This window comes from Bradyrhizobium huanghuaihaiense (assembly GCF_007830635.1).
Taxonomy (GTDB): domain Bacteria; phylum Pseudomonadota; class Alphaproteobacteria; order Rhizobiales; family Xanthobacteraceae; genus Bradyrhizobium; species Bradyrhizobium huanghuaihaiense.
Map to the genome: position 1 here is coordinate 161,102 of NZ_VLLA01000006.1, position 12,857 is coordinate 173,958.

Genomic DNA, 12,857 nt, shown 5'->3' on the forward strand with positions numbered 1-12,857 from the left:
GCTCCTCGCAATGACGAGTGGAGAGAGTTGCGGAAGGGGCCGCCACATCCCCGTCATTGCGAGCGCAGCGAAGCAATCCAGAGTCCCTCCGCGGAGGGATTCTGGATTGCTTCGCTTCGCTCGCAATGACGACGTGGTGAGAGTCTCGGCCTTGCGCCGCGCTCGTGCCCCGGACGCAGCGCAGCGCCACTTCGGCGGTACGCTGCAGAGCCGGTGCCCATGCGAGACGGGAGTTCGCGGCGTCTGGGTCCCGGCTCTGCGCCGCAACGCTCACGCGTTGCAGCTTGTCCGGGACACGGGAGCGATGCGCCCTCACGCCGGCTGCGGCGTCCGGATCTCCCGCGGCAGGATCAGCGCGGCGACGATCGCGAGCAGACAGAGCGCGGCAAAGGCGTGCAGCATGGTGACGAAGCCGCCCTGCTCGTAGAGCCAGGCGACGAGGCCGACGGACGCGCCGGCCGCGGTGAAGCCGACGAAATAGCGCACGGCATAGGCGCGCGAGCGCCACTCTTCCGTGGTGTACTTGCCGACCATGGCATCGTTCACCGTGACCTGCCCGAACGCGCCCATGACGATGCCGATCGAGACCAGGATCAGCGGCAGATTGTCCAGGCTGGCTGCGAGATACAGGAACGGCGCCAGCATGAAGGACAGCGGCAGCGCCACCGTCTTCAGCGAATAGCGGTCGAGCAGCCGGCCGATCGTGTACTGCGTCATCGCACCGAACACGTAGACGCAGGCCGCGATGACGCCCAGCAGCGCCGGGCTTTTGGTGAGATCCGCGAGGCGTTCGGCAAAGAGCTTCGGCAGCGCGACGGTGACGGCATTGAAGGTCGTGGAGATCGCGATGACGACGATCAGCAGCGCAAGGATCACGCGCCACATGTCCTGTTTTGCCACCCGCGCCTGCGCTGCCGCCTGCTTCGAGCCCTTGCGGTCCTCGTGCACGACCATCATCGCGAAGGCGACGCCGATCAGGATCGTGACCACGCCGGGAACGATGAAGGCAAAGCGCCAGCCGAGATATTGGCCGATCACGCCGGTCACCAGCGCGGACGAAGCGACGCCGAGATTGCCCCAGACGCCGTTGATGCCCATCTCGCGGCCGAGCCGGTCGGCATAGGACACGATCATGGCGGTGCCGACGGGATGGTAGATCGAGGCGAAGATGCCGATCGCGAGCAGCGCGGCGCCGAGCTGCAGGGGCGTCTGCACGAAGCCGACCGAGATCATGGAGAGGCCGATGCCGACGAAGAAGATCAGCATCATGTGACGGCGGCTCCAGCGGTCCCCGAGCCAGCCGGTGAGCAGCGAGCCGGCGCCGAAGGCGATGAAGCCCGGCGTCGCGTAAGGCAGCAGCTCCGAATAGGCCATGCCGAGCGCCGGCCCCATGATGATCACGGCGGCAGCAAAGATCAGCATCGAATAATGGTCGATGAAATGGCCTGCGTTGACGAAACTGATGACCCGGCTGGGGCTGTTCATTACGAATCCTCTTCTGCTCCGAAATGAGTTATATGTCGGACCCATGACGGGATGCTGCCAATGACTGTCTTGGAAACGCCAATCTTGGAAACGCCAATCCTGCGGGAGGTCCGGAGCAACCATCGCTCGCCCGCGGGCGTGCATCTGGTCGCGCGCGACTATCCCAGGGGCATGCGGATCGACCTGCACATGCACCGCGAGGCGCAGCTGATCTATGCGGCACGCGGCACCATGCAGGTGACGACGCCCGGGGGACGCTGGCTGGTGCCGCCGGACCGCGCGGTCTGGGTGCCGGCCGGGCTCGAGCATGCCCTCGACCTGCTCGCCGACATCGAAATGCGCACGCTGTATTTCGACCTGTCCTGGCTCAAGCGTGAAAAACGCTATGAGGGACTGACCAGGGAGTTCGTGGTGCGGGTGTCGCCGCTGCTCAATCAGGCGATCCTCGCGCTGTTCGACGCGCGGAATACCGAGGAGCGCACCGAGCTGCTGGTGCGGCTGGTGATGCTGGAACTGCACCAGGCCGAGGATTCCGCGACCTTCGTGCCGCTGCCGCGCGAGCCGCGCTGCCGCCGTGCGGCGATGATCGTGCTCGACGATCCCACCGGCCTGCACGACATCGACACGCTCGCGCGCGAGGTCGGAACCTCCGCGCGAACGCTGTCGCGGCTGTTCTCGAGCGAGACGCAACTGAGCTTCAAGAGCTGGTGCCAGCGCGCGAGGATTGCGGCGGCGATCCAGAGGCTGTCCACGGACGCGACTGTGTCCGTGAAACAGCTCGCAACGCAGCTCGGTTACGCCAGCGTGCCGGCGTTCTCGGCCGCGTTCCGGCAGGTGACGGGGCGGACGCCGACGGAGTTTGCAGGGAAGGGGTGAGGCGGCCGTGCCCTCCCAACCCGTCATTGCGAGGAGCCCTTGCGACGAAGCAATCCAGAATCCTTCCGCGGCGGCAGTCTGGATTGCTTCGCTGCGCTCGCAATGACGGTGTTTGAGGCAGCATCCCCCTTCTCCAAATGTCACCGGATGCCCCGTCTCCGCCAGGCATGCCAGCATTCTCCAAACGCACGGCCCAACTAAAGATACAAAATCCCCCTGCTTGATTGTGATCGGCTTCCGCCTAAATCCCGTGTAAGCTTCGGCACCGCACAAAACCGGATTCGAAAAGTCCAGATGGCCAACGCCTTCTTCTCCGACCTGCTCGCCACCATCTCCGAGCGCGGCCGCACGCTGCTTCGCCGCGGCGACAGCGCGGACACCAGACAGGACGCCGACGGGCTGATCGAGCTCTGCGGCGCGCTGCTGTCGGGCCGGGGCGAAGCCTCCGGCACGGCGATGGCACGCGAGGTGCTCGATCTCTACCGGGATCTGGATGCGGCGGGACGCCGCGCCTTCTTCGAGGCGCTGGTGCGCGATTTCGGCCCGGACCGGGAACGCCTGTCGGCGGCGATCGAGAAGTGGCGCGCCAAGCCGACCGACGAAGACGCCAGCTCGCTGCATTTCGCCTCGGAGCCGCGGCGGCAGGAGTTGATCCGCCGCCTCAACCGCGCACCCGGCGGCACCGGCGATCTCGTCGCCATGCGCGCCGACCTGCTCGGCATGATGAACGGGCACACCGATCTCGCCGCGCTCGATCGCGACGTCTCGCATCTCCTCTCTTCGTGGTTCAACAGGGGGTTTCTCGTGCTGCGCAGGATTGACTGGTCGACCCCGGCCAACATCCTCGAAAAGATCATCCGTTACGAAGCCGTGCACGAGATCAGCGACTGGGACGATCTGCGCCGCCGCATCGATCCGGTCGACCGCCGCTGCTACGCCTTCTTCCATCCGGCGATGGTGGACGAGCCCTTGATCTTCGTCGAGGTGGCGCTGACCGAGACCATCCCCGGCGCGATCGCCCCACTGCTTGCCGTCGATCGCCAGCACCTTCCCATCGAGAAGGCGCGCACTGCCGTGTTCTATTCGATCTCGAACACCCAGCGCGGCCTTGGCGGCATTTCCTTCGGCAGCTTCCTGATCAAGCAGGTGGTGGAGGAGCTGCGCCGCGAGACGCCGAAGCTCGACACCTTCGTGACGCTGTCGCCGGTGCCTGGCTTCATGCAATGGGTGAAGCAGGACAAGGATTTGCCGCTGCCCGACGAGGACCGCGAGGTGCTGAAGCGCCTCGACGATCCCAAATGGTTCGAGAGCCCCGAGACCATGACGCTGCTCCGCGGCGTGCTGGAGCCGCTCGCCGCCTATTATTTCCTGAAGGCGCGCACGCCCAAGGGCCGGCTGATCGATTCCGTCGCCCGCTTCCATCTCGGCAACGGCGCCCGCCTCGAGCGCATCAACTGGCTGGGCGACCTCTCGCCGAAGGGCGTGCGCGAGTCCGCCGGCGTGATGGTCAACTACCTCTACCGCCTCGACGACATCGAGAAGAACCACGAAGCCTACGCCAATGACGGCGAGGTCGTGGCGTCCAGCGCGGTGAAGAAGCTGCTCAAGGGCGAAGGGCGGCGGCTGCTGGATATGCGGCTGTCGTAGGGGACATACTCAGTCGTCGTCCCGGACAAGCGTAGCTCTAGACAACGAGTAGCGTTGTCTAGAGCGAAGCGCTGATCCGGGACCCATAACCACAGGGAGACGTGGTTACGGGGACTCGGAGTTGCCTGGTCGCACCACGACTTCTCCCTGGGGTTATGGGTCCCGGATCGGCGCGCGCTTAGGGCGCGCTTGTCCGGGACGACACTGAGTGTTTGGCGCAGCCGTCGCTCTCGCCCCAGCGCCCCTACTCCGCCAGCGCCTTCATCTCCTTGTAAAGATCGGACTTGCCCTCAAACCCGATGCCCGGAAGATCCGGCATCGTGATGTGGCCGTTCTCGACGCGCACACCGTCCGGAAAGCCGCCGTAGGGCTGGAACAGGTCGGGGTAGCTTTCATTGCCGCCCAAGCCTAAGCCGGCTGCGATGTTCAGCGACATCTGGTGGCCGCCGTGGGGGATGCAGCGGCTTGGCGACCAGCCGTAGGTTTTCAGCACCTCGAGCGTGCGCTGGTATTCGCAGAGGCCATAGGACAGCGCGCAGTCGAATTGCAGCCAGTCGCGGTCGGGGCGCATGCCGCCGTAGCGGATGAGATTGCGGGCGTCCTGGTGGCTGAAGAGATTCTCGCCCGTCGCCATCGGGCCGGGATAGAATTCGGCGAGGGCTGCCTGCAGCGCGTAGTCGAGGGGATCGCCGACCTCCTCGTACCAGAACAGCGGATAATCGCGCAGCATCTTGGCGTAGGCGATGCCGGTCTCGAGGTTGAAGCGGCCGTTGGCGTCGACGGCGAGCTGCGCGTCCTTGCCGATCTCCTTCAGCACCGCCTCGATGCGCGTGCGGTCCTCTTCGATTGGCGCGCCGCCGATCTTCATCTTCACGACGTTGTAGCCGCGATCGAGATAGCCGCGCATCTCAGCCCGCAGCATCGAGAGATCCTTGCCGGGATAGTAATAGCCGCCGGCGGCATAGACGAAGACGCGCGGATTGGCCTTGACGCCGTGGCGCTCGGCGAGCAGGCGGAACAGCGGTTTGCCCGCGATCTTCGCCACCGCGTCCCACACCGCCATGTCGATGGTGCCGACCGCGACCGAGCGCTCGCCATGGCCGCCCGGCTTCTCGTTGGTCATCATCGCGGCCCAGACCTTGTCGGGGTCGAGATTGTCGCTCGCGCTATCCAGCAGCGACTTCGGATCGGCCTCCAGGATGCGCGAGGCAAAACGCTCGCGGATCAGCCCGCCCTGGCCGTAGCGGCCGTTGGAGTTGAAGCCGTAGCCGACGACGCGCTTGCCGTCGCGCACCACGTCGGTGACGACGGCGACGAGGCTCGTCGTCATCTTGGTGAAGTCGATATAGGCGTTGCGGATCGGCGAGGAGATCGGTTTTGTAATTTCGCGGACGTCGACGATGCGGACGGACATGGGGGTGGCCTCAGTAGTTGTTTTCGTCATTGCGAGGAGCGAAGCGACGAAGCAATCCAGACTGCCACTCGCGGAAAGATTCTGGATTGCTTCGCTTCGCTCGCAATGACGAGGAGAGAGCAGCGCGCTCAGCTCAAACTATTTCTTATCCCTGAAATACGGCTCGACCGGACCATGCACCTTGATGGTCAGCGGGTTGCCATGGCGGTCCTTGGCGTTGCCGGCGGTGACGCGGACCCAGCCTTCGCTGATGCAGTACTCCTCGACATTGGTCTTCTCGATGCCCTTGAAGCGGATGCCGACGTCGCGCGCCAGGATGTCCGCGTTGTAGTACGGGCTGTTCGGGTCGACCGACAGGCGGTCGGGAAATTCGTCGCTCATGATTGTCTCGCTCACAACAGTGTTTCGATTTGATTCCGCAACCCTTCGGGCCGGGCCGTCGGCGCGTAGCGCGCGATCACCTTGCCGGCACGGTCCACCAGGAATTTGGTGAAATTCCATTTGATGGAGGCCCCCAGCAGGCCGGATTGCTGACGTTTCAGGTACTCGTACAAAGGATGCGCATTGGCGCCGTTGACGTCGATCTTCTCGAACAGGGGAAAGGTGACGTCGTAATGGGTCGAGCAGAATTCCTGGATCTCGCTCGCCTGCCCCGGCTCCTGCGCGCCGAACTGGTTGCAGGGAAAGCCGAGCACGGCGAAGCCGCGCGGCGACAGATCGCGATAGAGATCCTCGAGCCCGCGATATTGCGGCGTGAAGCCGCATTTGCTCGCGGTGTTGACGATCAGCAGCACCTGTCCCTCGAACCGGCGCATGGGCACCTCCTCGCCGGCGAGCGAGTTGGCCTTGAAGTCGTAGATCACCGACATCGCTAACCCACGGGATCGATCGGCGACGGCGGCACGCCGCCCGCCTCGATCGCTTCGCCCGCGAGGAGACAGAGGTCCTCGCGATAACGGCCGGAGACGATGTGCACGCCGACCGGCGCCTTGCCGACGAGACCGGTGGAGACCACGAGGCCCGGCAGGCCCATGAAGGGAATCGCGATCTGCGGCAGCTGCGCTTCCCAGACGCGCTTGAAGGAGGCGTCGTCCTTGCGGTCGAGATGGTCGGGGAACGGCAATTCGCCGGAGACCGGGGTCAGCAGCACGGCGTATTTCTCGAAGAACAGCATCCAGTCGCGCGTCAGCGTGGCTCTTCGGGTCAGCGCCTTGGCGTAGTTGGCCTGATCCATCGGCGTGACCCTGCCGCGGTTGCCGCGCAGGCAGGCCAGCGCGCCGGGATCGCCCTCGCGCTCGGCCATTTCAAGCTGCGCCTCATAGCTGTCGCCGAGCCAGAGCTTGATCTGCCACTCGACCGCCTCGCGCATCGGCGGGGTATCCTCGATGACGTCAACGGTCCAGCCGGCGCGCTCCAGGCGCTTGCCGGCATCGCTCACCGCGGCCTTCACCTCCGGCGTCGTGGCAAGGCCGTTCGGATTGAGGCAGAGCGCGGCGCGCTTCGGCCGCGCGGGGCCTTCGAGCGGGGCCGGCACGAACCAGGGATCGCGGATGTCGCGGGCCGACATCGCTTCGAGTGAGATGCGCAAATCGTTGACGGTGCGGGCGAGCGGGCCCGAGACCGCCATGATCTGCGGCCCGATCGGGCGCTCCGGCAGCACCGGGTTGAAGGCCGGGATGCGGCCGAGCGTCGGGCGCAGGCCGTGCACGCCGCAGGCATAGGCGGGATAGCGGATCGAGCCGGCGATGTCGGTGCCATGGGCGATATGGCCGATACCGGCCGCGACCGCCGAGCCGGCGCCGCCGGAGGAGCCGCCCGGCGTCAACGAGGCGTCGCGCGGGTTCTTGGTGTCGCCATGGACCAGATTGGTGGTGAACCAGCGATAGGAGAAGGCCGGGCAATTGGTGCGACCAAGGAGAATGGCGCCGGATTTGCGGAAATTGGCGACAACCGGATTGTCCTCGTGCGCGATCAGGTCGCGCTGCAGCTTGAGGCCGTTGGTGGTGGCAAAACCCTCCTGATCGACATTCGCCTTGATGGTGACGGGCACGCCGGCGAGCACGCCGGGGTCCTCGCCCCGGCCAATGGCGGCATCGACGGCGTCGGCCTGCTTGAGCACGTCTTCCGGGCGGTGGTCGATCACGGCGTTGAGCTGGGGATTGACCGCGTCGAGGCGGTCGAGGCCGGCCTTGGCGGCCTCCCTGGCGGACACCTTTTTGGACCTGACGAGGGTGGCGAGGTCGGCGGCCGACAGGCGCCAGAGATCTTGCATGGCTTGCTCCGTATGACCGGCGTCTTTTAGCGCCGGGAACGCGGCAAAGCCATGCGGATTTCGCAGGGGCGAAGGGCGGGTTTGGTGCCGGGTGGTGCCTCATTCCCCGTCATTGCGAGGAGCTCTTGCGACGAAGCAATCCAGACTGCCTCCGGGGAGGGATTCTGGATTGCTTCGCCACGCTCGCAATGACGGAGGAGAGAGCTGGGGGCCTCTAATGCCTGGTCGCCGACTGGTCCGGCATGTCCAGCAGCGCCTCGGTGAAGGGAAACTCCAGCACGATGTCCCCGTCGGAATCGGTGACCTCGATGACCGCCTCCAGCAGCGCCGGCTGGGTTCCTTCCGATTTCAGGACCTCCAGGATCATCTGGCGGGCGACCTCCCAGGCGCGATCGGGATTGCGCAGATCCTCGCCGTCAGGATCCACGATCAATTCGTCGCCGATACGGGTGTTGAAGAAATATCTGGGCATGCCTGATCCAATGGGGTCGCCTGTGGCCGATTGGAAGCCGTTCTATACTCACAACTGGTTTATCCCGACAGGGATCACGACCTATCGGCAATTTTGCGGATGTCATTCGCTCATCTTTACGGCCGCAATACGCTCTCTTTGCGGTGCAACAATCCTGCCGTCTACTACCTAGGTCGGGAAAATTTCACTGGCGAACTTTTCCGCCCGCATTACTTTATCTGCGGGCGGATACGTCCGGTTTCGCGAAAATGGAGAGCCAAATGGCCTGGAAAGCCCCGAAGATCGTCGAAGTGCCCTGTGGCATGGAAATCAACATGTATGTGAGCGCTACCCGCAAGTGAGCGGTTGGTGAGTACGCGTTCTGCGCAGGTGGTTCTTGCGGTCACGATACGTTTCCTGGGGACAGAAACCTTGTCCGAAACTGTCTCGGCCTGAGATCCACCTCGCGACGTTCCCTCCAGGAGACGGATCATGCTTCGCGTCGTCGTCCTGGGCGCAGGGGCCGGCGGCGGTGTGCCGCAATGGAATTGCGGTTGCGAGGGCTGCCGCGCGGCCCGCAGCTATGGACACGAGCTCCATCGAACCCAGGCCTCGGTTGCCTTCAGCGGCGATGGCGAGCACTGGTTCCTGATCAACGCCTCGCCCGATCTTCGCCAGCAATTGAACGCCACGCCGCAGCTGCATCCCAAGGCGGGCGCGTTGCGCCATACGCCGGTTGCGGGCGTGATCCTGACCAACGGCGAAGTCGATGCCGTGGCCGGCCTGCTGTCGATGCGCGAAGGTTCGCCCTTCACGGTCTATGCTCATGAGAAGGTGCTGGCGATCCTTGCCAGCAACAGCATCTTCAACGTGCTGAACGAGAAGAACGTCAAGCGCCAGCCGATCGGTGTCAGTGAGCCGTTCGAGCCGCGGCTGCCCGACGGCGCCCGCTCGGGGCTGGAGGTGCGGCCCTTTGCCGTGCCCGGCAAGTCGGCCTGGTACCTCGAAGGCAAGGCCCATCCGGGCGGCGAGACCGGCGACGGCGATACGCTGGGCCTCAAGATCACGGACAAGGCCACCGGCAAGTGCTTCTACTTCATCGCCGCCTGCGCCGAGGTCACCGACGCGCTGAAGGCCGAGATCGACGGCGCGGCGCTGGTGTTCTTCGACGGCACGGTCTGGCAGGATGACGAGATGATCAGGGCCGGGCTCGGCCACAAGACCGGCAAGAGCATGGGCCATGTCGCGATGTCCGGCGCCGACGGCGCGATCGCGCGGCTCGCCGATCTCGATATCGACAGGAAGATATTTCTGCATATCAATAACTCGAACCCGGCGCTGCTGCCAGGCTCAAGCGAGCGAAAAACGGTCGAACAAGCGGGCTGGCAGATACCTGGGGATGGAACGGAGATCGTGCTGTGAATGCCGCGTCAATGACTGGAATGACCGCGCTCTCGATCGGCAAGGACATCAGGCTCACCAGCGCCGAGGAGCTCGAGGCGACGCTGCGCCACATCGGAGCTACGCGCTATCACAGCCTGCATCCGTTCCATAAGCTGCTGCACGGCGGCAAGCTGAACAAGGGCCAGGTGCAGGCCTGGGCGCTCAACCGCTACTATTACCAGAGCACGATCCCGATCAAGGACGCGGTGGTGATCTCGCGCTTCCGCGACCGCGCCACGCGCGTGGAATGGCGCCACCGCATCGAGGACCATGACGGCGATGTCGGCTCCGAGGGCGGCATCGAGCGCTGGCTGAAGCTGACCGAAGGGCTCGGGCTCGACACGGCGTACGTGGAATCGACCGAAGGCATCTTGCCGGCGACGCGCTTCGCGGTGGAAGCCTACGTGCACTACTGCCGCGAAAAAAGCCCGCTGGAGGCGATCGCCTCCTCGCTGACCGAGCTGTTCGCGCCGAACCTGCATGAAGAGCGCATCTCCGGCATGCTGGAGCATTACGACTTCGTCAATCCCGATATCATGAGCTACTTCAAGCGCCGCCTGACGCAGGCGCCGCGCGATGCCAATTTCGCGCTCGACTACGTCAAGGCGCATGCCACGACGCCGGAGCAGCGCGCGCTTGTGTGCAACGCGCTGATCTTCAAGACCAACGTGCTGTGGGTGCAGTTAGATGCGCTCCAGCACGCCTATGTCGAAGGCAACATTCCGCCGGGCGCGTTCGTGCCCAAAGCGAGCTGAGGATTAGAGCGATGGCCGGGCCGCGGAACATCAGCGTCAGCGAGGCAAGCCGCCCCGTGCTGCCGCGGCATGCCAAGCTGAAATATGACGAGACGCGACAAGTCTGGGTGATCCTAGCGCCGGAGCGGGTGCTGGCGCCGGACGAGATCGCAGTCGAGGTTCTGCAGCTCTGCAACGGCGAGCGCAATGTCGGCGACGTCGCCGATCAATTGGCCGCGAAATACGCCGCGCCGCGCGAGGCGATCCTGACCGACGTCATCGCCATGCTGCAGGATCTCGCCGACAAGGGCTTCCTCACCGAGGCCCGGGAGAAGACGTCATGAGCGATGTGCTCGGCAACATCCAGCCCGGGATGAGCGACAGCCTCGCGGTGCTGGAGAAACAGCGCTCGACGGCGGAGACTTTTGGGATTCCGCTCGCGGTGCTGCTGGAGATCACGCATCGCTGCCCGCTGCAATGCCCCTACTGCTCCAACCCGGTCGAGCTCGATCGCTCTGGCAAGGAGCTGACCACCGATGAGTGGAAGAAGGTGCTGAGTGAGCTCGCCGAGATCGGCGTGCTGCAGGTGCATTTCTCCGGCGGCGAGCCGACGGCGCGGAAAGATCTCGTCGAGTTGGTGAAGCATGCGAGCGACGCCGGTCTCTACACCAATCTCATCACCTCGGCCGTGCTGCTGACGCGCGAGAGGCTCAGCGAGCTCGCCGACGCCGGGCTCTGCCATGTCCAGATCTCTTTCCAGGGCGTCGAGGAAGGCCTCGCCGATCGCGTCGCCGGCTACAAAAACGGCCATCGCAAGAAGCTCGAAGTGGCGAAATGGACGCGCGAGCTCGACCTGCCGCTCACCGTGAACGCGGTGATGCACCGGCAGAACCTGCATCAGCTCCCCGACATCATCCAGATGGCGATCGATCTCGATGCCGACCGGCTCGAGGTCGCCAATGTTCAGTATTACGGCTGGGCGCTGAAGAACCGCGCCGCCTTGATGCCCACCGTGGCGCAGCTCGATGAGTGCACCCGCCTCGTCGAGGAGGCGCGCGAGCAGCTCAAGGGCCGACTGACCATCGACTACGTCGTGCCGGACTATTACGCGTTGCGGCCGAAGAAGTGCATGGGCGGCTGGGGCCGGCAGTTCTTCAACATCTCGCCCGCCGGCAAGGTGTTGCCCTGCCATGCCGCCGAGAGCATCACGGGGCTCGATTTCGAATCGGTGCGCTCCAACCATTCGATTGCCTGGATCTGGCAGAACTCCGAGGCCTTCAACCGCTATCGCGGCACCGGCTGGATGAAGGAGCCGTGCAAGTCTTGCGAATTCCGCGAGATCGATTTCGGCGGCTGCCGCTGCCAGGCCTTTGCGCTGACGGGCGATGCCGCCAACACCGATCCGGCCTGCGCGCTGTCGCCGCTGCACGAGACCATCTTCAAGCAGGCCGAGCGCGAGGCCGAGGGCGAGACCAATCGCTTCCTCTACCGCAACTTCGCCGGCGGCACCCTGGAATCCGAGAATGACGCCTGACGCCGACGCAGGCACAGCGGTCAGGCGTGCCGATCCCTTTGCGCCGCTGACCTCCGACATGCTCGATGTCGGCGACGGCCATGAGCTCTATGTCGAGAGCGTCGGCCGCGCCGACGGTATCCCTGCGGTCTATCTGCATGGCGGGCCCGGCAGCGGCTGCCAGCCCGATCATCGCCGGCTGTTCGACCCCGACCGTTTCTGCGCCGTGCTGTTCGATCAGCGCGGCTGCGGCCGCAGCCGTCCCAAGGGATCGCGCGAGCACAACACCACGGCGCACCTGGTCGCGGACATGGAGAAGATCCGCGAGAAGTTCGGCTTCGACCGCTGGATGGTGGTCGGCGGCTCCTGGGGCGCGACGCTGGCGCTGGCGTATGCAGAGGCGCATCCCGAGCGCGTCTTAGGTCTCGCGCTCCGTGCAACCTTCCTCGGCACGCGGGCCGAAGTCGTGACGGCCTTCACGACGCGCCTGTCGCAATTCTATCCCGCGCTTTACGGGGACTTCCTCAGCGTGCTGCCACCCGAGGAGCGGGACCAGCCGGTCGACGCCTGTTGGCGCCGCATCCTCGATGCCGACCCGGCCGTGCATGGCCCGGCGGCGAAGGCCTGGCACGACACCGAGCGCATCTTGTCCGAGCACAAGCCTGCAAAGACACGGCTCGACCTCGCCTCGCTGAACGTCTGGCGCACATTGCCGGCGACCCCGTTCATGGAAGCGCATTATTTCGTCAACGACAGCTTCATGACCGAAGACCAGCTGCTGCAGAATGCGGGGATGCTCAAGGGCATTCCCGGCATCATCGTCCAGGGCCGCTACGACCTCTTGTGCCCGCCCGAGACATCGCATGCGCTTGCAGGAGCCTGGCCTGGTTCCGAGATTCGCATCGTGGAAGAAGCCGGGCATTCGCTCTATGATGGCGGCGTGAGGGACGCGGTCATGAAGTCGATCGCGGACCTTGCTTCGAAGGCCGCGCGCTGAGGCGCAATAACAGGACCACAAGAAA

14 protein-coding genes are annotated in these 12,857 nt (G+C 64.9%); 8 read left to right on the forward strand and 6 right to left on the reverse strand.

Annotated elements, in window-relative coordinates; genetic code table 11:
- Window positions 1-312: 312 nt before the first annotated feature.
- Entirely contained in the window at window positions 313-1,485 is a 1,173-nt protein-coding gene (locus IQ16_RS15315) for an MFS transporter (RefSeq protein ID WP_018641066.1), read from the reverse strand.
- Window positions 1,486-1,536: 51 nt separating this feature from the next.
- Between IQ16_RS15315 and IQ16_RS15320 the strand changes: the two genes are divergently transcribed.
- On the forward strand, window positions 1,537-2,361 hold the full coding sequence (locus IQ16_RS15320; protein ID WP_018641067.1) for an AraC family transcriptional regulator: 825 nt from the start codon (window positions 1,537-1,539) through the stop codon (window positions 2,359-2,361).
- A gap of 294 nt (window positions 2,362-2,655) precedes the next feature.
- Complete coding sequence (locus IQ16_RS15325; protein ID WP_018641068.1) at window positions 2,656-4,008, forward strand: malonyl-CoA decarboxylase; 1,353 nt, start codon at window positions 2,656-2,658, stop codon at window positions 4,006-4,008.
- Window positions 4,009-4,252: 244 nt separating this feature from the next.
- Here the strand turns inward: IQ16_RS15325 and tarD are convergent, their stop codons facing one another.
- The 5 genes from tarD to IQ16_RS15350 form a co-directional block, all read right to left on the reverse strand.
- Window positions 4,253-5,422: a D(-)-tartrate dehydratase gene (gene tarD / locus IQ16_RS15330; protein WP_018641069.1), complete on the reverse strand. Its 1,170-nt coding sequence runs from the start codon at window positions 5,420-5,422 to the stop codon at window positions 4,253-4,255.
- Between the two features lie 138 nt (window positions 5,423-5,560).
- Entirely contained in the window at window positions 5,561-5,803 is a 243-nt protein-coding gene (locus tag IQ16_RS15335) for a DUF3297 family protein (protein ID WP_029674077.1), read from the reverse strand.
- Between the two features lie 11 nt (window positions 5,804-5,814).
- The gene (locus IQ16_RS15340) at window positions 5,815-6,291 is read right to left on the reverse strand and encodes a glutathione peroxidase (RefSeq protein ID WP_018641070.1); all 477 of its coding nucleotides are present in this window, start codon (window positions 6,289-6,291) and stop codon (window positions 5,815-5,817) included.
- A 2-nt stretch (window positions 6,292-6,293) separates the two neighbouring features.
- Window positions 6,294-7,694, reverse strand: coding sequence for an amidase family protein (locus tag IQ16_RS15345; protein WP_018641071.1), 1,401 nt, complete (start codon window positions 7,692-7,694; stop codon window positions 6,294-6,296).
- Between the two features lie 214 nt (window positions 7,695-7,908).
- A complete protein-coding gene (locus IQ16_RS15350) occupies window positions 7,909-8,166 on the reverse strand; it encodes a DUF6894 family protein (protein WP_018641072.1) in 258 nt (85 codons plus the stop codon).
- Between the two features lie 260 nt (window positions 8,167-8,426).
- Between IQ16_RS15350 and pqqA the strand changes: the two genes are divergently transcribed.
- The 6 genes from pqqA (at window position 8,427) to pip (ending at window position 12,832) form a co-directional block, all read left to right on the forward strand.
- Window positions 8,427-8,507 carry a pyrroloquinoline quinone precursor peptide PqqA gene (pqqA, locus tag IQ16_RS15355; RefSeq protein WP_007595659.1) on the forward strand — a complete coding sequence of 27 codons (81 nt, stop codon included), beginning with the start codon at window positions 8,427-8,429 and terminating at the stop codon, window positions 8,505-8,507.
- 130 nt (window positions 8,508-8,637) lie between these two features.
- Entirely contained in the window at window positions 8,638-9,567 is a 930-nt protein-coding gene (gene pqqB / locus IQ16_RS15360) for a pyrroloquinoline quinone biosynthesis protein PqqB (protein ID WP_018641073.1), read from the forward strand.
- Window positions 9,564-10,343 carry a pyrroloquinoline-quinone synthase PqqC gene (pqqC, locus tag IQ16_RS15365; protein WP_018641075.1) on the forward strand — a complete coding sequence of 260 codons (780 nt, stop codon included), beginning with the start codon at window positions 9,564-9,566 and terminating at the stop codon, window positions 10,341-10,343. The genes pqqB and pqqC overlap by 4 nt, the downstream gene beginning before the upstream one ends.
- Before the next feature lie 11 nt (window positions 10,344-10,354).
- Window positions 10,355-10,666 carry a pyrroloquinoline quinone biosynthesis peptide chaperone PqqD gene (gene pqqD / locus IQ16_RS15370; RefSeq protein ID WP_018641076.1) on the forward strand — a complete coding sequence of 104 codons (312 nt, stop codon included), beginning with the start codon at window positions 10,355-10,357 and terminating at the stop codon, window positions 10,664-10,666.
- Window positions 10,663-11,856: a pyrroloquinoline quinone biosynthesis protein PqqE gene (gene pqqE / locus IQ16_RS15375; RefSeq protein WP_018641077.1), complete on the forward strand. Its 1,194-nt coding sequence runs from the start codon at window positions 10,663-10,665 to the stop codon at window positions 11,854-11,856. The genes pqqD and pqqE overlap by 4 nt, the downstream gene beginning before the upstream one ends.
- Window positions 11,846-12,832 carry a prolyl aminopeptidase gene (pip, locus tag IQ16_RS15380; RefSeq protein WP_018641078.1) on the forward strand — a complete coding sequence of 329 codons (987 nt, stop codon included), beginning with the start codon at window positions 11,846-11,848 and terminating at the stop codon, window positions 12,830-12,832. The genes pqqE and pip overlap by 11 nt, the downstream gene beginning before the upstream one ends.
- Window positions 12,833-12,857 lie beyond the last annotated feature (25 nt).